Genomic DNA, 24,853 nt, shown 5'->3' on the forward strand with positions numbered 1-24,853 from the left:
CCCCCGCTGCTCAAAGCCCCCCTCCCCCGACCCCTCCCCCGCAAGCGGGGGAGGGGAGAGTAGTTACAGCCGGAGAAAAATTTCGTCGGGCTTTGGTTCTTGGCAAGCTACTTATAAATCGCGAGGCTGTGCGCCGGTAATCTGTACCTGGTAATCCAGCCCTCTGATTTCCGGATCATTGCCTTCACTTGCAAACGCATCATAGGTATACAAGGTGTCCGGTGTATTGGCCACGACCAGGGTGGCTTCTTCGTTACCGTTGACGACCACCGAGCCATCTCCGGACGGCAGTTCTTCGTAGCGCACGTTGCCGGATGTCGAGCGAATTGCGACCATTGCCGTGAAATTGCTATCTGGCAGGCCATTACCGAGATTGGTGATCTCGAAACTGACGTTGCCATCGCCGGTGACGGTCAATGGGATAATATTGCCGCCGCCGTACATGGGCTGCCGCGACCCGATGACCCTGTAGAAGGAGTTTCCGGTGGGGGTCAGGTTCCGGTAGGCCCGCTGCCGGAAGGCGCTGTTGTTGATGACGTTCATCAGGCGTTGCTGCGCCAGCGGATGGCCGATGTCCAGATAGGCCATGCGGGCCCAGTAGGAGGCCACCACCTTTTGCCACGGTGTCGACGTCATGCGCGCGACCGTATGCAGCGGCGTTTCGTTGCCCTGGTGGGAGCGGTACATGGTGCTCACGGCGCTCTGACCGAAGCCCGGGTAGCCGTCCGGATTGCTGTTGAGGTAAGTGAGGAAGGGCCAGGCCTCGTAACGATTATCCGCGTGAACCAGCGTCAGGTACGAGCGGCCGATCACGGTGTCGAGATTGATGATCGTGCTTGTCGTCGGCTGGCCGTAGCGTTGGGCGACCGGGCCATATTGCGGCGCGAAGGCCACGAAGTCGTCGGTATGCCATTGCGCTGTGGTTTCCCACCAGGCGCCGGTGTTGCCCTTGTCCACCCAGTTGTACTCGGACAGCGTGATGCAGTGGCCGAATTCGTGGACATAGACGTTGGGACTGTCTATTGAGTTGGTGTGGACGACCAGATAAGGCAGTCCGGCGTTGAAATCATAGCCCATGGCGCCTGCGGCGTTGAGGTCCACCGTCGAATAGACGTTCATTTTGAACGGACCGCCCGGACGGCCATTCACCGGTCGACCGGGTGAGCGGAAGCCGCGTTCTACCATCCAGTAGTCATAGGCGGCTTCGAGGAAGTCCAGTACCTTTGTCACCTGTGCCTGGCTGTTGTGTCCCACTATGCCCCCGGCGTCGCGGCCGTCGGTGCCGTAGTAAACGCGGAAATGCTCCGAGTCCTGGAACAACGCATTGTCGGTCGTGATACCGCGATACACGTACTCCGTGGTGACCGGGGTGTAAGCACTGCCGGAGGAGCTGGAAGAGCTGCTACCCGACGACGAACTGCTGGAAGAAGAGCTTGTTCCTGCCGGCGTACCGGACACCCGCCATTCGAGAATGCCCGTCGACTGGCTGCTGTTGAGCATCGATACCCGCAGGCGATTGGTGGTGACGTTGTCGATAAAGGTCGTATTGAATGCGTCTTCGGCCAGGGGCACGTCGCCAATGGTTACCCAGGAACTGCCGTTCCAGTATTCCATGTAGGCGGTGGTGGGCACGAGGACGCCACCGTTATCGTCGAACCAGTACACCTGCGAAGAAGTCAGCGTGTAGTTCTGCGGCCAGTCATATTGCACCCACTGAATGGAATTGGGGTTGTTCCAATTGCCGTAGGCTCCGCTGGACTTGTCGTTGGAGTTCGTCGGACTGCTATTGTCGTTGACCGCGCTCAACGTCTCCCAGGGCGAGACATAAGAAGTGCTGGCCGTGGCCAGGGGCGCGATATTGGCGCCGCCCGAAGTGGAACCTGAGCTGCTGGAACTCGATGAAGAACTCGAACTGCTTGAGCTACTGGAGGAGGCGCCATTGCCGGAACAGCTCGGCGTCTCAAAGCTGCCGCCGTGCGTACCCTGGAACCCGAATGTGGTGCTCTGGCCCGGCGCCAGGTTGCCGTTCCAGCCGCAGCAGTTGGTGAACGACGGCGAGGCGGTATCTCCGCCGGTCATCGTCACGTTCCAGCTGTTGGTCACCTTGGCCGGTTTATTGAAATCGACCTGAACCGTCCAGCCGCTGATAGAGTCGGGACCGTCGTTGGTTACGGTAATATCCAGTTGATAATCGTTGCCCCAGACGTTTGTCGGAGACACCGTACAACTGTACGAGCCGAAGGCTTGGTTGACCAGCAGTATACTGGCCAGCGCAATTGCCAGTTTCGCTTTAAACATAAACACTTCCTCAGCTATTTATTGAGTTAATAGCTTCCGCAGAACCCAAACTCAGTTGATGCGCCGGCATCCAATGTTGCATTCCAGGAAACTCCCGATGCCGTGAGAAGGGTGCCGGCTTGCGACCATTCGGCATTCCAAACCGACGTTACCGTTGCGCCAATATCGAGCTCCACCGTCCAGGTCAGTGCGGTGCTGTTCGAATTGGTAACCGTCACAGTGGCGCAATAGCCGGTATCCCAGGAACTGTCGGTGCGGATGGAGGTTTGGGCATCTCCGGTCGTACCGCCACTGGAGGAGCTACTGCTGCTGGAAGAACTACTGCTCGAGGAGCTGCTACTCGAGGAACTGCTGCTGGAGGAACCGCTGCTGCCTCCGCCGGACACTTCAGAAAACTGGGTGCCGGTATCAATTTCCGTGTTCAGCACCAGCGAGATACCGCCGACTTCCACTGTCTGCCCCCAAAAATCGGTGATCCGGAAGTCGTAGGGGCCTACACCAAAGCCACTGGTGGCAACGAAATAGTTATAGGGCTCCCGGGGGAGGTGGGTATATGTATCGCTGGAACCGGTGATGCGATACTCCAGTGCGGATATCGGGTAAAGATGGTCTCTGACCTGGACTGCGGTCCACCACTGGCTGGAACCCTCTTTGAAATAGAGTTTCATATTGCCCGCTACCGGGTTGGCAATATAGTTCCAGCGGATCGGGATACGGCCTTTTGTTGTGTCATCAATCTGGGCAAACGCATCCTGATCCAGGTCGACATCGCCCTGTGCACATTCCGGGCATTGATCATCGATGCGGACTGTTACACTGAGACCCGTATCGATACTGGTAACTACGATAACTCCGCCGCAGGCGGCTGAACCGGCGTAATCAGTTGCATTCATTGCCGCAGTCAGGATGTTATCCGGCACTGTCTCGAAACTGCAGTTGCCACCACCACCGTATCCGTAAAAGGTGCCCTCTCCAGTGTGTGTTGAGCTGTCGGCCTGAACGGAAGTTCCAGGTACCAGAATACACAAAGCCAGGAATGGCTTGACTTCCTTCATAATCCTCATGGAGGTATCCCTTTTAATATAATATGTATGAGGAAATCGCTTGTGGACAGTCTATAGTGATTGTCCGTCTTGAATAGTTTGAAATCTAATTTTTGCCAAATACTTCACACAGAGAGGCGGGCGTTATGACATTTCAAGCGCCAGGGTTGGCGGACAAAAAAGTTAAGGGCCTGCAACCAAGCTCTGGGGATTCAAGACCAGTCTTGGGGAAGTGACACCCCCTTTGGACGATTAACACAAACGGTATATTGACTGGATTTCAGAATGCTTTCAAAAATCATAAGCGGAGGACAAACGGGCGCCGATAGAGCTGCACTGGATGCGGGCCTTGAGATGGGGTTCCCGATTGGTGGTTTCTGTCCGGCCGGAAGAATGGCTGAAGACGGGCCGATAAGCGATGTCTATCCTCTGGTCGAGATCGGTGGCGGTTACCGGCGGCGTACCAGGAAGAATGTCGAGGACTCCGACGGTACAGCCATCTTTTATAAATCGTATTTAAAAGGCGGCACTGAATTGACAGCGATTTTTAGCGTCAGATTGGGTAAGCCATATAAATTGATTGATATCGAACTCGTCAATCCGGAAACTGCAGCAGCGCTTTTGGCGCGCTTTGTGAAAGAGTTCGATATAGAGGTCCTGAATGTTGCCGGCCCGAGACAAAGCGGCTGCCCTGAAATGTACGGGTATGTGAGGCAGGTGATTGGCTTGGTCATAAAGCGATCAAAAGAGCACTCCTAAAAATGGCAGTTCCGCTGCCCTAGGGTGCGCCGTGCGCACCATTTCAGCTGATGCAGGCTTCCGTGCCTTACGGTGTGCACGGCGCACCCTACAATTTCTGGGTTTTCAACCTCGAACAAAAGAGAGCGGCTCGTGGTCGCGACAGATTGGCTTCGTAGCGCATTCTGATCGCGGCCATAGGCGGATGGCCGCCCCGCCGCTCCTACAATGAGGAAATCTGTCTTCGTTAGAAGCTGTAGTTCACGCCCGTATTGATCGTGGTTCCCAGGCCCATGGTGTGGTAGGCGCCGCCGCTGTAGGTGAACGCCTGGGCGCGGGCGGAGAAGTATTCCTCATTGAGGAGGTTTTCCACACCGGCGAAGAAGTTCCAGTTGTCCCGGCGGTAATTGGCGCTGAGATTGACCACGTCGTAGGCGCTGACCGGGGCGAAGGAGCCGTCCCAATTGCCGTTTTCGTCCGGCTCGAAGCGCTTCCTTTCCCCAACGCGATAATAGGTCAGGGCCAGGTTGGCGTTGTCCACCGGGCGCCAGTCCAGATGGGCGACGAACTTGGGTGGAGAGATGATCCGCGCATCCAGGTATTCGTCGGTCTTCTCGTTCTTGCCTTCCACCCAGCTATAGTTGGCGCCGACGTTGAGGCTTTCGGAAATGCGGTACTCGAGCGCGAGTTCGTAGCCCCACATTTTGTGGGGCGCGCGGACCGGTTCATACACGCCGGTTTCGGAGTTGTAGAAGCTGGAAGTGCCCAGTTCCGAGGTGCTCTTGTAGGCGGCGATGCTGACATCGAAGTTATCGAAATGGGTGTCGAGGCCGATTTCGTAGTTGTCGATGATGGAGGCTTCGGTCTGGATCAGCGCGATATCGTTGACAGTGGCGGAGCGCAGCAGGCCGCCGAGGTCGGAGACGTCCGCGCCCTGGGAGTAGTTGGCGAAGGGACTGAAGTGGTCGTTGATGTGGTAGCGCAGCGCGAAGTTGTAGGTGGTGGCTTCGTAACTGAGGGTGTCTCCCTTCACATCCATGGGCACGGAGCAGGTATCCGCGTTCGTGCACAGTTTCAGGGTGCGGTAATCGTCCACCACCAGGTCGATGTTTTCGCGGCGCACACCGGCCTTGAAGATCCAGTCGTTGTCCAGAATCCACTTGGTTTGCAGGTAGCCGGCCAGGCTGTCCATGTCCATTTCCGGAACCCAGATGCGGCCATCGAGCAGCGGCTGGGAGGTGACGTCGTTCAGTGCGTCCAGGCCGTAGGTCAGGGTGCCGTCCACCCGTTCCCAACTGAGCTGGGTGTTGAAATTGAAACGCAGGCCTTTTTTCTCGGATTTGATCATCGACTGGCCGCCGTCGTAACCCTCTTCCGGATTGGACAGGGCAGTGGAGAAAAAGAATACGTTCTCGATCTTCTGCCCGTAGGCGTCGATAGTCATCTGGGTGTTGTCGGTCAGGTGGTCGTCCACATATTTGATCGTCAGGTTGTGGTTGCCCCTGGGGCCCTGGGCATCGCCCTGTCTGGTGTCGCCGTCGGAGAGGGGCAGGGCGTAGGTCTTGGTGCCCTCGTTGACGGAACCCAACACGTCCACCAGGTCGGCGTTCTGCCGGCCTTCGTAATAGTTGTAGGTGAGCTGCAGGGATTTCTCGTCGTCCAGCCGGTAGCCCAGCTTGGTGAAATAGTTCTCGGTCACACTCTCGGAGAGACCGTAGATGGTCCCCATGATGTCCCCTTCCGCGTCCCGCTCCACGCCCCGCTCGTCGCGAGAGGCGCTGACCACGAAGCTGAATTTGTCGCGGGTACCGCTCACCGAGCCCTGGGTGCGCAGGCCGGCGCTGTCCTCGAACTTGACCGCGCTGAAACGGCTGGATACCGAGGCCCGGGCGGCGAATTCGCTGTCCGCGGCGCTTTTGGTGATGTAGTTGATGATCCCGCCGGCGGCGCCGTTGCCGTAGATGGAGGTGGCCCCCTTGATCACCTCGATGCGCTCGATAACGTCCGGGTCCAGGGTACGGACTCCCAGGGCGCCGTTGCGCAGCGGGGTGGACTGGGGCACGCCGTCGATCATCACCAGCGGCATGCGGCCGCGCAGGGTGGTGCCGAAATTACTGGTGCTGCCGTTGGCGGCGGCCAGGCCCGGGACATGGATGGCCAGCAGGTTCTGCAACTCGGAGCTGACCTGGAGCTGTTGTTGGATGGTGTCCCGGTCGATGACGGTGACCGAAACCGGTACCTCGTCGATGCTTTCCACAAAGCGGTTGCCGGTGACGATAACCTGCTCGATATCCCGGTTGGTTTCTTCTGCGTAAGACGTGGTGGTGCAGGCGGCCGCCGTCAGGGCGAGGGCCAGTAAGCGTATTCTCATCGATATTTTCCGATTGATTGTGATTAGGAAGTCGTTGAGCTCTATGGAGGGGTCCTCAATGCGGGGGCTAATGATAACGATTTGCGTTAACTTTTGTAAGTGTTGTGTTTGCCGGTTGCCTTGCGCCAGCGGGAAGAGGGGTCTGGGAGGAATGGCGCTGACTTAAGCGCAAATGGCCTTATCTGTAGGGTGGATAAGCGAAGCGCATCCACCAGTTACAAGGCCCGGGGCGGCGGATGCGCTTCGCTTATCCGCCCTACGGGAGCCGGAAACCGCTTAAGTAAGTGCCATTCGGGTCTGGGAGGATTTTCGTAGGATGGGCAAAGCGAAGCGTGCCCATCTTCCGCGGCCTCGATGGGCACACTTCGCTTTGCCCATCCTACAAAAGAAATGGCTTAACAGGCCGCCGGCACGATTGCCCCCGGCGGCCGGTTTCATAGCATCAGCCTTGACAGCGGATTTGCGCGGATTCCGCTCCGCCCGGCACATACTTGATATTCGCCACCGCCAGGGATAGCGGCCCCTCGCTGCTGAGCGCCAGGCCATGGGAGATGCGCGAGAAGTCCGCACCGCTCTCGGCGAAGCACTTCAGGTCGATGGTCAGGTGGGACCAGTCCCCGGCGGGCAGTGACTGCAGTGGCTTCAGCAGCGACAGTTCGCCGGCACAGCCCTCGGCGCAGGCGATCTGCGCGTACACCGGTTTTTCGGGCTGCCGGTCCACGCGGATATCCAGGGCCAGTGCGGCGTTTTCGTCCAGGTAGCGGCTCAGGTCCTGGGGCTTTTCCGCGCGCAGCTGCACACTGCCCCGGCGCAGGCCTTTCCAGTCGATCAGGCGCGCGTCCTCCTGGGATTCCATATCGATGGAGGCCACGGTGATGTTGCCGTCTCCGCTGCTGGCGCGGTTGCCGGCCACTGGCACCGGTTCGCCGCCGTCGGCGATAAACAATCTCCAGGGTTCCCGCGGACGGGATACCATCAGCCAGGCGTCTTCCAGGGAGCCCTGGGCGTAGGTGTCGCCGTTCTCCGGGAAGTCGCTGGCGATCTGGACCTTGTCGTCGTAGTCGAGGCCGTAGCCGTAGGCGAACAGCGGTTCGTAGGATTCGTCGCCGCGGTTGAGGCTGGTCTGGTGTACCAGCTTTGGCCAGCTGAAGGTGAGCTGGCCGGTGAAGTCGTGCTGCCCCTCGCCTTCGGCATCGGTGAGGATCACGTCGGCAACGCCGGCGCCCTCGGAGCCCGGCAGCCAGGCGGCGACAAAGGCATCGGATGCGTTCATCTCCTTGTTGACCCACAGGGGCCGCCCGGAGAGGAAGATGCTCACCACGGGAATACCCTGCCGTTTGAGCTTTTTCAGCAGTTCCAGGTCCTCCTTGTTGCCCAACTGGTACTCGATGCTGGCCAGGTCGCCATGCCATTCGGCGTAGGGCTCCTCGCCGTAGACCACCACCGCCACGTCGGGCTTTTCGCCGTTGGCGAAGGTGTCTGCGGAGAAATCGCCGCTTTCACTCAGCGCCGCTTCGCCGCCGGCCGCTTCCACCGCGGTGCGGATGCCCTGGTAGATGGAGGTGGCCCCGGGGAAGTCCTCGGCGGTGGTGCCGGTGCCCTGCCAGGTGATGGTCCAGCCGCCGCTCTGCTTGGCGATATTGTCCGCGCCATCGCCGGCCACCAGGATGTTCCGGCGGGGGTCCAGGGGCAGCAGTTGGTCGTTGTTCTTCAGCAGCACCAGGGATTTGCGCACCGCCTCCCGGGCCAGGGCGCGGTGTTCGGGATTGCCGAGGATATCGGCGCGGCCCGCCAGCGGGCGGTCGCGCTCAAACAGGCCGGCGCGCAGTTTGACCCGCAGGATGCGCGATACCGCATCGTCGATCCGCGCCGGGGGAATTTCCCCGCTCTTCGCCTGTTTCAGGGTGTTCACATAGAGCGCCTTCCAGTCCGAGGGCACCATAAACATATCCAGGCCGGCGTTGATCGCCGCGGCACAGTTCTCCACGGTGCAACCTTCCACGAAGCGGTGGCCGTTCCAGTCCCCCACCACGAAGCCGTCGAAGCCCAGGCGGTTTTTCAGCACCTCGGTGAGCAGGTACCGGTGGCCGTGCAGGCGTTCGCCGTTCCAACTGTTGAAGGAGGCCATCACCGTCTGCACCCCGGCCTGCAGCGCGCTGATGTAGCCCGCCGCGTGGATTTCCGCCAGCTCCCGCTCACTCACCCGGGTATCGCCGCGGTCGATGCCGCGGGTGGTGCCGCCGTCGCCGACAAAATGTTTGGTGGCGGAGACCAGGTGGTGGCCGTCGAGAAATTCCCCGGAGTCTTTACGGCCCTGGATACCCTCGACCATCCTGCGGGCGTATTCGCTCACCACGTCTGGAGCTTCGGAGTAGCTTTCATAGGTGCGGCCCCAGCGATCGTCGCGCACCACCGCCACCGTAGGGGCAAAGGTCCAGTCCACGCCGGTGGCCGCCACCTCCCGCGCGGTGGCGCGGCCAATGCGGTGAATCAGTTCGGGATCGCGGGTCGCGCCCAGGCCGATGTTGTGGGGAAAGAGGGTGGCTCCCACCAGGTTGTTGTGGCCGTGCACCGCGTCGCTGCCCCAGATGATGGGGATGGCCACGCCGCCGTCGGAAGTATCCATGGAGGCTTCGTAGTAGGCATCTGCCAGTTTCTGCCAGTCCTCGGCGGTGGCGAACTTGTCGTTGTCGGGGTAGGTGCCGCCACCGTTGAGGACGGAGCCGATATGGTATTCCTTCACTTCTTCCGGGGTAATGTACTTGATTTCCGCCTGGATCAGCTGTCCCACTTTTTCCTCCAGGGACATGCGCTGCAGCAGGCCGGCGATTTTCTCCTCCAGCTCGGAGTCCCCGGGCAGGGCCGGCTGAAGCTGGGGCCAGGCGCTCCCGGTGATTGCGGTGACCGTTTCTTTTTTAGGTTCCGCCGATTCGCCGGCATCCGCCGCTGAACGCTCGCCGCCACAGGCGGTGAGCAGGGCGCTCAGTGCCAGGGCACAGGCGGTGCATTGTTGCTTATAGAACATAGACACTCCGGGAAATAGGGTTCAGTGAAAGTGCGGGAGATCCCGCAGGGAATACCTTCCGGTCGGAGGCGCGGTGATGCGCCGGTCCGGCAGTGAGCATCACTGCCGGTGCTCCCTTTGTTATCGTTAGAATCGGGTTTCGATGTCTCGGCAGTATTTTCCCGTCGGGCCCGGCCGCGATCGTCCTGGTTTGCGCTGCATCACAATTTTGGACGTCCAACTTTGCACTGAACACAAAGTTGGACCGGATGTGGAGTCACTGCTTGCCTGGCTGGTGGTTAACAATTAACCTTCCCGCCCGATTTACAAGAACAAACGAGAGCGATAGTGGATATGGATATTCTTCTGTTCAATTTCCATGATGTAGTCCTGATGATGACCAGTTACCAGTGCACCCTGTTTGCACTGTTGCTACTGGTAATCCGCAGGGAAGGCTATATCAGCAATGTGCTGCTGGCACTGTTTCTGTTCACCCAGGCGGCGATACCGCTGGACATCCTGATCAATTTCGGCGCGGGTTTCCGCGACTGGGCAATTCATACTTCTCCAAACCTTTTCTACGTGTTCGGTTTAGGCTACTGGCTGGAGGGGCCGGTGCTGCTTTGGTACACCCGCTCGCTGATCTACCGGGAATACCGCCTGACCCGCAGGGATCTGATTTACCTGGTGCCCTTCGTCGCCTACGCATTGTTCGAATATTTTTCCTATTTCAGATTCGATACCGCGACAAAAGTCTCCATGCTCGAGGGTTATACGCCCTACGATGAGACGCTGTTGAACCTGGCGATCGGTTTCGGGCGGGAAGTGCTGCGGGTGGTGTTCGGCATGCTGTGCCTGCTGGAGATCCACAACTGCCGCCGCCGGATACAGGATTCCTATTCCAATATCGAGAAAATCGACTTCACCTGGCTGATGATGCTGGTGCTGGGCTTCCTGGTGATCCGCAGCTGGGCGGTGCTGGTGAACATAGCGCTCACCCTGGCTGCGCAACTGGATATCATGGTGGACTTTCGCATCATGGGGCTCACCAGCAACTACATGGTCTTTATCCTGATCAGCGCGATGATTTTCTTCAGCCTCAGCTACTCCTCCATGTTCGAGGGTCTGGAGCGAAAATCGGAGGAAGACGAGCCGCAGCAAAAGGTGGAGGAGAAGCCCCCGGTGGACTGTGCGCTCGCGGAGAAAATTACCCGGTATATGGAAGAGGAAAAACCCTTCCTGGCGCCGACCTTGACCCTGGAGCAACTTGCAGTGCAACTGGAAATACCCAAGCGGGGGCTGTCCAACACCATCAACCGGCACTTCGGGCGCAACTTCTTCGAGTTCGTCAACCACTATCGCATCGAAGAGGCCAAGCGCCGCCTGGCGGACCCGGACTGCGCGGAGCAGACGGTGATGGATATCATGCTCGACTCGGGTTTCAACACCAAGGCGACTTTCAATTCCTTCTTCAAGAAGCTGGTGGGCATGACACCCACCGAGTACCGGCACCGCAACCAGCCAGAGAAGGTTGCGGCCATGTGATTTTGGGGTGGTTTCAAATCAAGTTTTCATTGACTCCGGCGCAGGCCGGTATCCAGTCTGGTGCGGTGTAAGGGCCGAATCCGCGCTCCGGGGGATGCGCCGGCCGGACAGGCCGCTACCCGTAGAGCCTCCGCGCCGAATCCGCGCTCCGGGGGATGCGCCCTCAGCCTTCCATCTGCTCCAACTCCCGCCCCACCGTCTCCCGCACCATGCGGACCACGAAGGGAATGGACAGGACCGCAAACAGCAGGTAGATACCGTAGGCCCCCGCCAGGCCGATGCCGGCCAGCAGCAGCGGGAAGGTCATGGTGATGACGAAGTTGGAGCCCCACTGGGACAGGCCCGCCACCGCCAGCCCGGAACCGCGGATCTGGTTGGGGAACATCTCCCCGAGCAGGGTCCACATCACCGGCCCCCAGGAGCCGTTGAAAAAGAACACGTAGGCGTTGGCCGCCACCAGCGCCAGCAGACCCATGGAATCCGACAGCACCAGCTTGCCGTCCGCGCCGATGTCGGCGCTGGTGAACGCCATGACGACCAGGGCCAGGGTCATGGCCATGCCGAAGGAACCCGCCAGCAGAATCGGCTTGCGGCCGATCTTGTCGATCAGGCTGAGGGTGATCACGCAAGCACCGATGCTCACCGCGCCGGAGATGATATTGATCAGCAGCGCGTCCGCCTCGGAGAAACCCACCGCCTGCCAGAGCACGGCGCCGTAATAGAACACCACGTTGATGCCCACCAACTGCTGGAAGGTAGCCAGGCCGATGCCCGCCCACACGATGGGGCGAAGCCGCCCGGCCTTGTCGAGCAGATCGCTCAGGCGCGGTCGGTGGTCCGCGGCGATGGACGCGTCGATATCCCGCAGTTTGGACTCCACGCTGCCTTCGCCGTAGAGTCTGCCCAGTACCTGGCGGGCGCGCCCGGTCCGCCTGCACAGGACCAGGTATCGGGGACTTTCCGGAATCCACAGCAGGGACACGAAGAAAATGGCCGCCGGAAGCATTTCCACCCAGAACATCCAGCGCCAGGCTTCGAAGCCCATCCACCAACTGGTGCTGGCGGAGCCGGCGGTCTGCGCCAGCAGGTAATTGCTGACAAACGCGGCGAACAGGCCGGAGATAATGGCGATCTGGTTGATGGTGATCAGGCGCCCGCGCCAGGCCGCCGGCGCCACCTCGCTGATATAGGCCGGCGACATCACGCTGGCGGCGCCCACCGCCATCCCCCCCAGTATCCGGTAGAAAACGAACTCGGCGGAACCGCTGGCGATGCCCGAACCCCAGGCGCTGATGACGAAGAACACCGCCGCGAGCAGCAGCAGCTGCCGGCGCCCCCAGCGGTCCGCCAGACGCCCCGCGAAGAAGGCCCCGGCGGCGCAGCCCAGCAGCATGGAGGCCACATTGAAGCCGGTGCCGGCGCTGTCTGAATCAAAGGCCTGCTGCAGTCCGGCCACGGTGCCGTTGATGACGCCGCTGTCGAAGCCGAACAGGAAACCGCCGATGGTGGCGACGGTGCAGATAAGAATGATAAAACCCGGCGAGGCTGTGGATTGCTCCTCCGCCATGCCGGCTTGAGGAAGACTCTCGGTCGCTTCCATGGTGATGCCACCTAATTTATTGTGTTTCGATACAGAAGTGGTCGTAGGGGGTCAATCTTTTCGTGAATTCCGTCGCAAATCGTCCGACTTCTGGAAAAATCGCAAAGTTGAACCGGGTAAAAGTGTGAACACTGTTTTGGAAACACTGAAAGCGGCGCTGGCCCGCCATCCCTGTGACGGTCGCTACTGGCTGGGCTACAGCGGTGGCCTGGATTCCAGCGTGCTGCTGCATCTGCTCGCCGCGGAGAGCATTCCGGTGCGCGCGGTGCATGTTCACCATGGGCTTTCGCCAAATGCGGACCGGTGGCAGGCCCACTGTGAGGAAACCGCCGCGGCCCTGGGCATTCCCTTTGTTACCCGGGAGGTCTCCGTGGACCCGGCGGACGGTGGCCTGGAGCAGGCCGCCCGGCGCGCCCGCTACCGGGTTTTTGCCGGATTGTTGAAAGAGGGAGACCAACTGCTGCTGGCGCAGCACGGCGATGACCAGGTGGAGACATTCTTTTTGCGCCTGCTGCGCGGTGCCGGCGTGCTGGGCCTGGCGGCCATGGCGGAGAGCCGCCCCCTGGGCGCCGGTAGCCTGTTGCGCCCGCTGCTGGGCTGCGGTCGCAACCAGTTGGAAGCCTATGCCCGCGAACAGGGGCTGAGTTGGATCGAAGACGAGAGCAACGCGGACCTGCGTCTGGAGCGCAACTACCTGCGCGCGGCGGTGCTGCCACTGCTGAGTGAACGCTGGCCACTGCGCCGGCGGGTGGCGCGGGCGACGGAAAACCTGCGCGAGGCGGCGGAGCTGTTACAGGAAGTGGGGGAGGATGATCTGAGCCGCTGCGGGCGGCGCGGCGAGCGATTTGGTGAGAGCCTGGAACTGGCCGCAGTGCGGCAACTCTCCGCGCCGCGTCGGAGAAACCTGCTGCGCACCTGGCTGGCGGAGAGTGGCGGGGCTATGCCGGAGGCCGGACACCTGGAGGAGGCACTGGCCCAGGTGTTGGAATCCGCCCGCGACAGCCGGCCCGCCGTTGCCCTGGGCGGTCGTGTGGCGCGCAGGTTCCGCCAGCGCCTTTATATAACCCCACCGCTGCCCGCCGCGGATCTCAGCGGTGAATGGCAGTGGAATGGCGCCGGGGCTCTGGCGCTGCCCGGCCGCTGGGTGCTGGAACCCGGGCCCGACTGGCCGGCGGGGCACTACCAGGTCCGTTTTCGCCGCGGCGGCGAACGGGCCAGGCCGACGGGCAGAAAGCACTCCCAGACACTGAAGAAACTCCTGCAGGAACAGGCCCTGGAACCCTGGCTGCGGGACTTGGTGCCTTTGGTCCACCGCGGCGGCGAACTGGTTGCGGTGGGGGATATTTTCCTGTGTGGCGAGGGGGTTGCAGGAATGCTCAAATGGCGCTATGGCGGGGCTTGCGAGTGATTGGCGATTGAGCGGGCAGGGCCTTTCTGGTAGTCTGGCGTCCCATCTCAAAGGCACCGGGATGGGTCCTCAAGCCCTCCCGAGCCAGCCCCGCACGCTCGATTCCATCGGGCATTCAACTGACCAAGGTTTTGCATGACGCGCTATATTTTTGTCACCGGTGGCGTGGTTTCCTCGTTGGGGAAAGGGATCGCTTCCGCCTCCCTGGCCGCTATTCTCGAAGCCCGCGGCCTCAAGGTCACCATCCTCAAGCTGGATCCCTATATCAACGTGGACCCGGGCACCATGAGCCCCTTCCAGCACGGTGAGGTTTACGTCACCGAAGACGGTGCCGAGACCGACCTGGACCTGGGCCACTACGAGCGCTTTATTCGCACGCGCATGTCCAAGCGCAACAACTTCACCACCGGCCGGGTCTACGAAACCGTGCTGCGCAAGGAGCGCCGCGGCGACTACCTGGGCGGCACCGTGCAGGTGATCCCCCATATTACTGATGAGATCAAGCGCCGGGTTCTGGAAGGCGGCCGCGACATGGACGTGGCCATCGTCGAGATCGGCGGCACCGTGGGCGACATCGAGTCCCAGCCGTTCCTCGAGTCCGTGCGCCAGTTGCGCGTGGAATTGGGCCTGTCCCACGCGCTGTTGATCCACCTGAGCTATGTGCCCTACATCACCACCGCCGGTGAGACCAAGACCAAGCCCACCCAGCACTCGGTGAAGGAACTCCGCTCCATCGGTCTGCAGCCGGATATCCTGCTGTGCCGCTCGGAGCGTGCCATCGACGATGACTCCCGCCGCAAGATCGCCCTGTTCACCAACGTGGAAGAGCGCGCGGTAGTGCCGTTGCCGGATGCCAAAACCATCTACGGCGTGCCGCGCATGCTGCACGACTACGGCCTGGACGATATCGTGGTGGAAAAGCTGCTGCTGGAATGCGCTCCCCCGGATCTGTCCGAGTGGGATTCCGTGGTGGACGGCAAGCTGAACCCGCAGCACGAAGTGAAGATTGCCATGGTCGGCAAATACATGGAGCTGCTGGACGCCTACAAGTCCCTGATCGAGTCCCTTACCCACGCCGGCATCAAGCACCGCACCAGGGTGGATATCGATTTCATCAATGCCGAAGACGTGGAGGCCGAGGGCGGCCTGGAACTGATCAGGCACGCCGATGCTATCCTGGTGCCCGGCGGTTTCGGCGAACGCGGCCTGGAGGGCAAGCTGGAAGCGGTGCGCTACGCCCGCGAGAACAATATCCCCTTCCTGGGCATCTGCCTCGGCCTGCAGTCGGTGGTGATCGAATACGCGCGCAATGTGCTGGGCCTGAAGGATGCCAACAGCACCGAGTTCGACGTGAACACCCCGCACCCGGTGATCGGCCTGATCACCGAGTGGATCGACGGCGAGGGCAAAGTGGAAAAACGCGATGAATCCTCCGACCTGGGCGGCACCATGCGCCTCGGGGGCCAGGAGTGCCGGCTCACCAAGGACAGTAGGGCGCGGGAAATATACGGCTCCGACGTGATCGTCGAGCGCCACCGCCATCGCTACGAGGTGAACAACAACTACGTGGACCGTCTGCAGAAGGCCGGCCTCAAGATAGGTGGCTGGTCCGCGGACGACACTCTGGTGGAAATGGTGGAACTGCCCGAGCACCCCTGGTTCGTCGCCTGCCAATTCCACCCGGAGTTCACCTCCACACCCCGGGACGGCCACCCGCTGTTCGAGAGTTTTATCGCCGGGGCGATGAAGCAGCGTGAAAAACGGGACCCGGGTTGATCGGGCTCGCTGCGCTTTGCTCTGAACCGGGGTTGCAGCTTGTAGGATGGGCAAAGGAGCGAAGCGACGTGCCCATCAATGTCGGGTGATGGGTACGCTGCGCTTTGCCCATCCTACACAAACCCGGGATCGCGGAGCTCCAGCCCCTATGTAGGAGCCTGCTTGCAGGCGAACAGACAGGTGGAAAGAATTGAAAATTATTGAAATTGGGAAAATCCAGGTCGCCAACGACAAACCATTCACCCTGTTTGGCGGCATGAACGTACTGGAATCCCGCGACCTGGCTATGCAGGTGGCGGAGCACTACGTGAAAGTCACGGAAAAACTGGGTATTCCCTATATCTTCAAAGCCTCCTTCGACAAGGCCAACCGCTCCTCCATTCACTCCTACCGCGGACCGGGAATGGAAGAGGGCCTGAGGATTTTTGAAGAGGTAAAAAAAACCTTTGACGTTCCGTTGATCACCGATATTCACGAGCCGCACCAGGCCGCGCCTGTCGCGGAAGTGGTGGACGTTATCCAGCTGCCCGCTTTCCTCGCGCGGCAGACCGACCTGGTGACCGCCATGGCGAAGACCGGTGCCGTGATCAATGTGAAGAAGCCGCAGTTTATGAGCCCGCCGCAGATGAAAAACGTGGTGGAGAAGTTTGCCGAGTGCGGCAACGAAAAGGTTATCCTGTGCGAGCGCGGCGCCTGCTTCGGCTACGACAACCTGGTGGTGGACATGCTCGGCTTCCGCACCATGATCGACGCCACCGGTGGCGCGCCGCTGATTTTCGACGTGACTCACGCGCTGCAGATGCGCGACCCGGGCGGCGCCGCCTCCGGCGGCCGCCGCGCCCAGGTCACCGAGCTGGGTCGCGCCGGGCTGGCTATCGGTATCGCCGGCCTGTTCCTTGAGGCGCACCCGGACCCGGACAAGGCCCTGTGCGACGGCCCCAGCGCACTGCCGCTGGAAAAACTGGAGCCTTTCCTGGCGCAGATGAAAGCGGTGGACGACCTGGTCAAAAGCCTTCCGCCGTTGGATACCAAATAGCTGGGAGCGCCGAGCTCCAGCTCGGCTTGCGGGCCGAAGGCCCACCCAACAACGAAAAACTGTTCAGCCATTCAACAACACGGAGCCCAAATTAATGAGCAAGATTGTCGCCGTAAAAGCCTACGAAGTACTGGATTCCCGCGGTAACCCCACGGTAAACGCCGATGTAATTCTGGAGTGTGGTGCCGTGGGCTCCGCCTGCGCCCCCTCCGGTGCCTCCACCGGCTCCCGCGAGGCGCTGGAGTTGCGCGACGGCGACAAGAGCCGCTACCTGGGCAAGGGCGTGCTGAAAGCCGTTGAGAATATCAACACCACCATCGCCGACCTGCTGAAAGGGATGGACGCGACCGACCAACGCGCCCTGGACAAGGCGATGATCGATGCCGACGGCACCGAGAACAAATCCAAGCTTGGTGCCAACGCCATTCTGGCGGTGTCCCTGGCCGCCGCAAAAGCCGCGGCGATTTCCAAGAATGTGCCTCTCTACCAGCATATCGCCGAGGTCAACGGCACCGCCGGCCAATACACTCTGCCGGTGCCCATGATGAATATCCTCAACGGTGGCGAGCACGCCGACAACAACGTGGATATCCAGGAGTTTATGATTCAGCCGGTAAAGGCCACCAGTTTCGCCGAAGCGCTGCGCCAGGGAGCGGAAATTTTCCACGCCCTGAAGAAGGTGCTGGCCAGCGAGGGGTTGAACACCGCGGTTGGCGATGAGGGCGGTTTTGCACCGAACCTGCCGTCCAACGAAGCGGCGCTGAAGATGATTGCCGAAGCGGTGGAAAAGGCCGGCTACAAACTGGGCGACGACATCACCCTGGCCCTGGACTGCGCCTCCTCCGAATTCTACAAGGACGGCAAATACGACTTGGCCGGAGAGGGCAAGCAATTCGACAGCGAAGGCTTTGCCGATTACCTGGCCGAGTTGGCCGGTAATTACCCGATTTTGTCTATCGAAGACGGCATGGACGAGAGCGACTGGGACGGCTGGAAAGTCCTGACCGACAAGATCGGCGACAAGGTCCAACTGGTGGGCGACGACCTGTTCGTAACCAACACCAAGATCCTCAAGGAAGGCATAGAGAAGGGCGTGGGCAACTCCATCCTGATCAAGTTCAACCAGATCGGCTCCCTGTCCGAAACCCTGGACGCGATCAAGATGGCCAAGGACGCCGGCTACACCGCGGTGATCTCCCACCGCTCCGGGGAAACCGAGGACACCACCATCGCCGATCTCGCAGTAGCCACCGCCGCCGGCCAGATCAAGACCGGTTCCCTGTGCCGCTCCGACCGCGTGGCCAAGTACAACCGCCTGCTGCGTATCGAAGCCGAGCTGAACGGCTCCGCCCCGTACCGCGGCCGCGCGGAATTCAAGTAATCTGTTCGGGACCCGGGACAGCGGAGCTCCAGCTCCGCCCTGGGAACGCCGAGCTCCAGCTCGGCAACGGGCCGCAGGCCCGCCGAAATAATGTGACTTTTCCATGAAATGGCTGCTGGCAATCCTGATCGCGATATTGCTCGTCACCCAATACCGCCTCTGGGTGGGTGAGGGCAGCCTGGCGGAAGTCGCGCGGCTGAAACGCCAGCTCGTCGAGCAGCGGGATAAAAACACCGCGCTGGAGCGGGAAAACCGCCAGCTGTTGCGCGAAGTGCGCAGCCTCAAGGAGGGCACCGATGGCGTGGAGGCCAAGGCGCGGTACGACCTGGGTCTGATTGAGGAGGGCGAGACCCTGTTTATCTTCCTCGACCCCGAAGAGAAAACTGAAAGCCCATGATCTCCTCATCCGAGTCCCGAGTCCCGAATCCCGAGTCCCGAATTCGCTATTGGGTAGTGGTGCCCGCCGCCGGTGTCGGCAAGCGCATGGGGGCGGACCGGCCCAAGCAGTACCTGCCACTGCTGGGGCGCCCGCTGTTGTCTCTTACCCTGCGCAATATCCTGTCCTGGCCAGGGCTGGCCGGCGTGGTCGTGGCCCTGTCTGAAGACGATGCCGACTTTTCCCACCTGCCGGAAGCGAAGCATCCGCTGGTGTACCGGGTGACCGGTGGCGCGGAGCGCGCCGATTCGGTGCTGGCCGCGCTGAACTTTCTAGCCACGCGGGAACCCCCGGAGACCGCCGTGCTGGTGCACGACGCCGCGCGGCCCTGTGTGGCGTTGGCGGATATTGAAGCGCTGCTCCAAGCGGATTCAATAGCGCTGTTGGCACAGCCGGCTGGGGACACCATAAAGCTTGCGGGCAGCCGCGAGACCCCCTCCCCCAGCCCCTCCCCCGCAAGCGGGGGAGGGGAGCACGAGTCCCGAGTCCCGAGTGATTCGCGCCCTCCCTGGCGCTCACCCGCTTCGCGGGCGCCTTTGGCGTCCAAATCGGCAATCCTGCCGATTTGTCCCGAGTCCCGTCTGTACGTAGAACAAACCCTGGACCGGGGTAGTATCTGGCTGGCCCAGACGCCGCAGCGCGCCCCCCTGGGCCTGCTGCATTCCTGTTTGCGCCGGGCGTTGGAACAGGGGGCGCCGGTCACCGATGAGGCCAGTGCACTGGAACTCTTCGGCCATGCGCCCCAACTGGTGCCGGGCCGCGGGGACAACCTGAAGATCACCCATCCTTCCGATATCCTTCTCGCGGAGACTATTTTGCGCCTCCGCTATGCACCCACTGAGGATAAACGCTAGTGAGTTTTAGAATCGGCCAGGGCTTTGATGTACACGCCTTCTGCCCCGGTGACCACGTTATCCTGGGCGGGGTGAAAATTTCCCACGAGCGCGGCCTGAAAGCCCACTCCGATGGCGACGTACTTTTGCACGCGCTGGCCGACGCGTTGCTCGGCGCCCTGGCGCTGGGGGATATTGGTCACCACTTCCCCGATACGGATACCAGTTACGCCGGTGCCGACAGCCGCGCGCTGCTGTGCCATGTGGTCGGCCTGGTTTCGGAACGCGGCTACCGCCTGGTCAACGCGGACGCCACGCTGATCGCCCAGGCGCCGAAGATGGCCCCGCATATCGAAACCATGCGCGCGAATATCGCCGCGGACTGCGGCGCGGATATCGGTGCGGTGAGCGTCAAGGCCACCACCAGCGAGCGCCTGGGTTTTACCGGACGCGGCGAGGGCATCGCCGCCCAGGCGGTGGTGTTGATCGCTGATGACTGATAACTGGTCACTGAATTGGCCGCGGGCGCTCGGCGGCGCGGCGATAACCGGCGATTTTCGCTCCCACCCGGAGGACTTCCTGGTGGAGGAACTGGCGGCGCCGCCGGCTGCGCAAAGTGGTGAGCACGTCTATCTGCGGGTGAGCAAGATCGGCGCCAATACCGGCTGGGTGGCGGGGCAGTTGGCGCGCCTCGCCGGTGTGCAGGCGCGGGACGTGGGTTACTACGGCCTGAAGGACCGCCACGCGGTAACCACCCAGTGGTTCAGCGTATGGCTGGCGCAGAAGCCGGAGCCGGACTGGGAGCGGCTGAACAGTAGCGAAATAACCTTATTGGAACACTGTCGCGGGCCGCGAAAACTGCGCCGGGGGGAACACAGCGGCAACCGTTTTGTGATTCGCCTGCGGCACATTCGCGGCGACCGGAACAGGGCGGAGCAGGTGCTGGCCCAGGTGCCCGCCGGGGTGCCCAATTATTTCGGCGAGCAGCGCTTTGGCCGCGACGGAGGCAACCTGGACCTCGCGCGGCAGCTGGCAGAGGAGAATATCCGGGTACAGAAAAGCTCCAGGGCCTTCGCCATGTCCGCCGCGCGCAGCTGGCTGTTCAACCAGGTGTTGGCGGAGCGGGTGCGCCGCGGCAGCTGGAGGGAGCTACTCCCCGGCGAGCCCGCGGCCGAACCCAGCGGTCCCCTGTGGGGGCGGGGCAGAAATCCGGCGACCGGGGAGCAGGGGCAGCTGGAGGGAGAGGTAATTGCTCCCTGGCAGAGCTGGTGCGACTGGCTGGAGCACTGCGGCCTCAAGCAGGAGCGCCGGCCACTGGCGCTGTATCCGGAGGCATTCGCGTTCGAATGGGACGGGGATGACCTGGTATTGCAGTTCGCCCTGCCGCCGGGGGCTTTTGCCACGGCGCTGTTGCGCGAGGTGGCGGGGCTGGTCAATGCAGCGGACGCCACATAGAATTCGGGACTCGGGACTCGGACCCGCGTAGGGTGCGCCGCGCGCACCAGTGAAGTCGGAACAAGAACAATATGGATCACTTGAGACGTGAAGGTTTGGGGATGACCTCGCAGCGCACCCGCAATCGCCTGATTCAGCGGCTGCGGGAGGAGGGGATTCACAGCGAAGAAGTCCTGGATGTAATGACATCCACGCCGCGGCACCTGTTCCTGGACGAGGCGCTTGCGGCTCGTGCCTACGAGGACACCGCGCTGCCCATCGGCTACGGTCAGACCATTTCCCAGCCCTATATCGTCGCCCGCATGACGGAGTTGCTTCTGAGCCGCGCCAAGTCCCTGCACCGGGTGCTGGAAGTGGGCAGCGGTTCCGGCTACCAGACCGCGATACTCGCCCGCCTGGTGGATCAGCTCTACTCGGTGGAGCGTATCGGCCCGCTGTTGGAGAAGGCGCGGCAGCGCCTGCGCGAGCTGGGGATTTACAATCTGGAACTGAAGCTCAGCAACGGCGGTTTCGGCTGGCCCGAGGCGGGCCCCTTCGATGCCATTCTCGCCGCCGCCGCCCCCGCATCCGTGCCCGCGGAGCTGAAGCAGCAACTGGCGCCCAACGGGGTGCTGGTGCTGCCGGTGGGCAACGAGCGGCAACATCTCACGGTGGTCACCCGCCGCGAGGACAGCGACCAGTTTGATGTGGAGACTATGGAGGCGGTGCGCTTCGTGCCGCTGCTCTCCGGTGTGGTGCGATGAAATCTATTTTGCAGAGTCGCTATTGGGGCGTGATGGCGCGCGGTATGGCCATGGGCGCGGCGGATGTGGTGCCGGGCGTTTCCGGTGGCACCATCGCCTTTATTACCGGCATTTACCAGGAATTACTGGATTCCCTGAGCAGTATCGGCCCCCACAGCCTGAAGCTGCTCGCCCGCCACGGCCCCCTGGTGGCCTGGCGTGTGATTAACGGCAATTTTCTGCTGGCGCTGTTCGGCGGAATCCTGATCAGTGTTTTCAGCCTGGCCAGGCTGATCGGCTCCTTATTGCAAAGCTATCCCATTGTGGTGTGGGCTTTCTTTTTCGGCCTGGTACTGGCTTCCGCGGTGCCGATTCTGCGGCGGGTTCCCCGCTGGTCGCCGCTGGTGCTCGCCTGCTTTGCCGCCGGCGCCCTGGTTGCGGTGGCGGTCAGTGAGCTGCGCCCGGCACAAATCGAGGCGACGCGCATCACCCTGTTCCTCTCCGGTGCACTGGCGATCTGCGCCATGATCCTGCCGGGAATCTCCGGGGCCTTTATCCTGCTGCTGATCGGCATCTATCCCCGGGTGCTAGCCTCGGTGCACGAACTGCAGTTGCTCAACCTCACCTGTTTTGCTGCGGGCGCGGCCACCGGCCTGATGCTGTTCAGCCGGCTGCTGTCGTGGTTGATGCACCGGTACCTGGCGTCGACCCTGGCATTCCTTGCGGGGATACTGCTGGGCAGCCTGAAAATTATCTGGCCCTGGAAGCTGCCTGCCCACGGCGTCGGGTCGGTGGGTGACAAACTGGTACCGTTGATGTCAAACACCTCGCCGGCGACCTTTGCCGTACGCACCGGCGAGAACGCCTATCTGGGGGCCGCGCTGGTTGCCGCATTTACCGCGATGGCGTTGGTTCTGCTGGTGGAATACTTCGGGAACAGGCACGAAGGGGGAAGCAATAGTTGTTGAGAGTTGCGTCTCTGCCGCAATAACATCTGTTTTAAGTCGGAGTCGCAGATTTTTCTAAAGATTTTTGGCGGATTTTTGGAACATGTTTTTAGACACTTTTTCCATAAATGCCACCCTCTGATGTAAAAAGAGAATAATGAAATGTCTTCAATTGCAACATTTTGAGTGCCAACAAAGGCGGGGAAAAAAACATCTTTCCCGCCAGTTTAATTTGATAGTGTTCAAGATATTAAGCTTGGTACTTCTGTCCCTGTTGGTTGCCGCCTGCTCCAGCCCGCGGGCCCCCACCAGCGCACTGGAACAGCCGCCGGGCATTTTTCTCGACTACCACACGGTGAGCCGCGGCGAGACCCTGTACTCCATTGCCTGGCGCTACGGCAGGGACTACCGGGAGCTGGCGGCCATCAATCGCATTCCCTCCCCCTATCAGATCTACCCCGGGCAGCGCCTCCGGGTCACCGGCGAGGCGCCCCCTGCGCCGGTTACAGTGGGAAAAACGCCCGCCAAAGTGAAGCCAAAACCGCCACCGGTGGCAAAAGCTCCCCCAAAACGCTCAAAATCCTTAACACGTGCCGCACCGCCAAAAAACCCGGGCCGTTCCTCCAATGGTTCTATCCGCTGGCACTGGCCGGCAAAAGGGAGAGTGATCAGCGGGTTTCGGTCACAGGACCCCCTGCGCAAGGGTGTTGATATCGCCGGAGAAAAAGGGGACTCTGTACTCGCAGCAGCCAATGGCACCGTGATCTACGCGGGAAGTGCGCTGAGAGGCTACGGAAAACTGTTGATCGTCAAGCATAGTGAGGAATTCCTCAGTGCTTACGCCCACAACCACAAACTACTTGTGCAGGAGGGAAGCGAAGTCAAAGCGGGGCAGAGGATCGCGGAACTGGGTTCAAGTGGTACCAACCGCAACAAGCTCCATTTTGAAATTCGCCGCAACGGTCAACCGGTGGACCCACTGGCCTATTTGCCATGACCCGGGTTGGTGTCGACTCTGCAATAAAATGGATTTTGGTTTGTACCACTTGAGGTAGTCACCGGAGTCGCGACGGCCGAGAGGCCCAATGACCCGGAGGCTGTCGCACCCGCAGTCAACGAGCTGGTAGCAGTCGAACTGCAGTGCGGCTGACATTGGCAATGTACAAGGAGTTGGGGAAATGGAAGCACAACGGCAGGACCGGATGTTGGGTGGCCAAGTGGATATTCCTCCAGAGTTGGCAGTGGACCACAATGAGCAACAGTCAGATCAAACTGAGGACAGCGTTAAAAGCCGCACCCGGAGGACAGCGGCAAAGAAAACCTCCGAACCCTCCCCCCTTAAGTCGAGGGCGCGCAAGGTGGAAAGTGACCGCCACCTGCAGAAAAACCTCGATGCTACACAGTTATATCTCAATGAAATCGGTTTCTCCCCGCTATTGACCGCAGAGGAAGAGGTCTATTACGCGCGCAAAGCGCTGCGTGGCGATGCGGCGGCGAGAAAACGCATGATCGAGAGCAACCTGCGCCTGGTGGTCAAGATTGCCCGCCGCTATGTCAGTCGGGGTCTGGCGCTGCTGGACCTGATTGAAGAGGGCAATCTGGGGCTGATTCGCGCAGTGGAAAAGTTCGATCCCGAGCGGGGTTTCCGCTTTTCCACCTACGCAACCTGGTGGATTCGGCAGACCATCGAACGGGCGATCATGAACCAGACCCGCACCATTCGCCTTCCCATTCATGTGGTGAAGGAACTGAATGTCTACCTGCGGGCATCCCGTGAACTGGCGCAGAAGCTCGACCACGAGCCCTCGGCGGACGAGATTGCCAATCTGCTGGAAAAGCCGGTGGAAGACGTCGAGCGCATGCTGGGGCTGAACGAGCGCGTCACTTCGGTGGACACGCCTATCGGGCCCTCCTCGGAAAAAACGCTGGTGGACACCATTCCGGACCAGCACGAATCCGATCCCGCGGAGCTGCTGCAGGACAGCGACCTGTTCGACAGCATCAACCGCTGGCTGGGAGAACTGCCGGACAAGCAGTGCGAAGTGGTGTCCCGCCGCTTCGGCCTGCGCGGATTCGAGGCCAGCACCCTGGAGGAAGTGGGCCGGGAGATCGGCCTCACCCGCGAGCGGGTGCGCCAGATCCAGGTGGATGCGCTGAAACGGTTGCGGGAAGTGATGGAGAAGCAGGGCCTCGATGGGAAGTCGATGTTCGGCGATCTGTAAACCAGGGCCCGGGCCGACCTTTTTGTAGGAGCGGCGGG

At 61.2% G+C, this 24,853-nt stretch carries 18 protein-coding genes and 1 pseudogene; 14 read left to right on the forward strand and 5 right to left on the reverse strand.

Going from position 1 to position 24,853, the window contains the following annotated elements; translation table 11 throughout:
* Positions 1–111: 111 nt before the first annotated feature.
* Both ACRC0P_RS06125 and ACRC0P_RS06130 read right to left on the reverse strand, forming a co-directional pair.
* Entirely contained in the window at positions 112–2,298 is a 2,187-nt protein-coding gene (locus ACRC0P_RS06125) for a DUF6055 domain-containing protein (RefSeq protein WP_438628949.1), read from the reverse strand.
* Positions 2,299–2,324: 26 nt separating this feature from the next.
* Positions 2,325–3,353 (reverse strand): expansin EXLX1 family cellulose-binding protein, encoded by a 1,029-nt coding sequence (locus tag ACRC0P_RS06130; RefSeq protein ID WP_438628951.1) that lies wholly within the window; start codon positions 3,351–3,353, stop codon positions 2,325–2,327.
* Positions 3,354–3,626: 273 nt separating this feature from the next.
* Here ACRC0P_RS06130 and ACRC0P_RS06135 point away from each other — a divergent pair, with 273 nt between their 5' ends.
* A complete protein-coding gene (locus ACRC0P_RS06135; RefSeq protein ID WP_438628953.1) occupies positions 3,627–4,100 on the forward strand; it encodes a putative molybdenum carrier protein in 474 nt (157 codons plus the stop codon).
* A 226-nt stretch (positions 4,101–4,326) separates the two neighbouring features.
* On the opposite strand, the gene ACRC0P_RS06140 is transcribed toward ACRC0P_RS06135, so the two are convergent.
* Positions 4,327–6,450 (reverse strand): TonB-dependent receptor, encoded by a 2,124-nt coding sequence (locus tag ACRC0P_RS06140; RefSeq protein ID WP_438628955.1) that lies wholly within the window; start codon positions 6,448–6,450, stop codon positions 4,327–4,329.
* Between the two features lie 442 nt (positions 6,451–6,892).
* The gene (locus tag ACRC0P_RS06145) at positions 6,893–9,475 is read right to left on the reverse strand and encodes a glycoside hydrolase family 3 protein (protein ID WP_438628957.1); all 2,583 of its coding nucleotides are present in this window, start codon (positions 9,473–9,475) and stop codon (positions 6,893–6,895) included.
* Positions 9,476–9,808: 333 nt separating this feature from the next.
* Between ACRC0P_RS06145 and ACRC0P_RS06150 the strand changes: the two genes are divergently transcribed.
* On the forward strand, positions 9,809–10,999 hold the full coding sequence (locus tag ACRC0P_RS06150; RefSeq protein WP_438628983.1) for a helix-turn-helix domain-containing protein: 1,191 nt from the start codon (positions 9,809–9,811) through the stop codon (positions 10,997–10,999).
* Between the two features lie 163 nt (positions 11,000–11,162).
* Here the strand turns inward: ACRC0P_RS06150 and ACRC0P_RS06155 are convergent.
* Positions 11,163–12,611 (reverse strand): annotated as a pseudogene (locus ACRC0P_RS06155) (sugar porter family MFS transporter); the annotation flags it as partial.
* Between the two features lie 112 nt (positions 12,612–12,723).
* On the opposite strand from ACRC0P_RS06155, the gene tilS reads away from it, so the two are divergent.
* The 12 genes from tilS to rpoS all read left to right on the forward strand — a co-directional run bounded on the left by tilS (position 12,724) and on the right by rpoS (position 24,815).
* A complete protein-coding gene (gene tilS / locus ACRC0P_RS06160; protein WP_438628959.1) occupies positions 12,724–14,007 on the forward strand; it encodes a tRNA lysidine(34) synthetase TilS in 1,284 nt (427 codons plus the stop codon).
* 135 nt (positions 14,008–14,142) lie between these two features.
* Entirely contained in the window at positions 14,143–15,783 is a 1,641-nt protein-coding gene (locus ACRC0P_RS06165; protein WP_438628961.1) for a CTP synthase, read from the forward strand.
* Positions 15,784–15,973: 190 nt separating this feature from the next.
* Complete coding sequence (gene kdsA, locus ACRC0P_RS06170) at positions 15,974–16,819, forward strand: 3-deoxy-8-phosphooctulonate synthase (protein ID WP_438628963.1); 846 nt, start codon at positions 15,974–15,976, stop codon at positions 16,817–16,819.
* A 94-nt stretch (positions 16,820–16,913) separates the two neighbouring features.
* A complete protein-coding gene (gene eno / locus ACRC0P_RS06175) occupies positions 16,914–18,200 on the forward strand; it encodes a phosphopyruvate hydratase (RefSeq protein WP_438628965.1) in 1,287 nt (428 codons plus the stop codon).
* A gap of 103 nt (positions 18,201–18,303) precedes the next feature.
* On the forward strand, positions 18,304–18,597 hold the full coding sequence (locus ACRC0P_RS06180; RefSeq protein ID WP_438628967.1) for an FtsB family cell division protein: 294 nt from the start codon (positions 18,304–18,306) through the stop codon (positions 18,595–18,597).
* Positions 18,594–19,490: an IspD/TarI family cytidylyltransferase gene (locus tag ACRC0P_RS06185; protein WP_438628969.1), complete on the forward strand. Its 897-nt coding sequence runs from the start codon at positions 18,594–18,596 to the stop codon at positions 19,488–19,490. The genes ACRC0P_RS06180 and ACRC0P_RS06185 overlap by 4 nt, the downstream gene beginning before the upstream one ends.
* Positions 19,490–19,969 carry a 2-C-methyl-D-erythritol 2,4-cyclodiphosphate synthase gene (gene ispF / locus ACRC0P_RS06190; protein ID WP_438628971.1) on the forward strand — a complete coding sequence of 160 codons (480 nt, stop codon included), beginning with the start codon at positions 19,490–19,492 and terminating at the stop codon, positions 19,967–19,969. The genes ACRC0P_RS06185 and ispF overlap by 1 nt, the downstream gene beginning before the upstream one ends.
* Complete coding sequence (truD, locus tag ACRC0P_RS06195; RefSeq protein ID WP_438628973.1) at positions 19,962–20,924, forward strand: tRNA pseudouridine(13) synthase TruD; 963 nt, start codon at positions 19,962–19,964, stop codon at positions 20,922–20,924. Before ispF ends, truD begins: the two co-directional genes overlap by 8 nt.
* Before the next feature lie 71 nt (positions 20,925–20,995).
* On the forward strand, positions 20,996–21,667 hold the full coding sequence (locus ACRC0P_RS06200) for a protein-L-isoaspartate(D-aspartate) O-methyltransferase (RefSeq protein ID WP_438628975.1): 672 nt from the start codon (positions 20,996–20,998) through the stop codon (positions 21,665–21,667).
* Positions 21,664–22,614, forward strand: coding sequence for a DUF368 domain-containing protein (locus ACRC0P_RS06205; RefSeq protein ID WP_438628977.1), 951 nt, complete (start codon positions 21,664–21,666; stop codon positions 22,612–22,614). Before ACRC0P_RS06200 ends, ACRC0P_RS06205 begins: the two co-directional genes overlap by 4 nt.
* Before the next feature lie 235 nt (positions 22,615–22,849).
* On the forward strand, positions 22,850–23,590 hold the full coding sequence (locus ACRC0P_RS06210; RefSeq protein ID WP_438628979.1) for a peptidoglycan DD-metalloendopeptidase family protein: 741 nt from the start codon (positions 22,850–22,852) through the stop codon (positions 23,588–23,590).
* Between the two features lie 181 nt (positions 23,591–23,771).
* Positions 23,772–24,815 (forward strand): RNA polymerase sigma factor RpoS, encoded by a 1,044-nt coding sequence (gene rpoS, locus ACRC0P_RS06215; protein ID WP_438628981.1) that lies wholly within the window; start codon positions 23,772–23,774, stop codon positions 24,813–24,815.
* The last annotated feature ends 38 nt before the right edge of the window (positions 24,816–24,853 follow it).

The sequence above is a fragment of the Microbulbifer sp. genome, assembly GCF_051659245.1.
In the GTDB taxonomy this organism is placed as follows: Bacteria; Pseudomonadota; Gammaproteobacteria; order Pseudomonadales; family Cellvibrionaceae; genus Microbulbifer.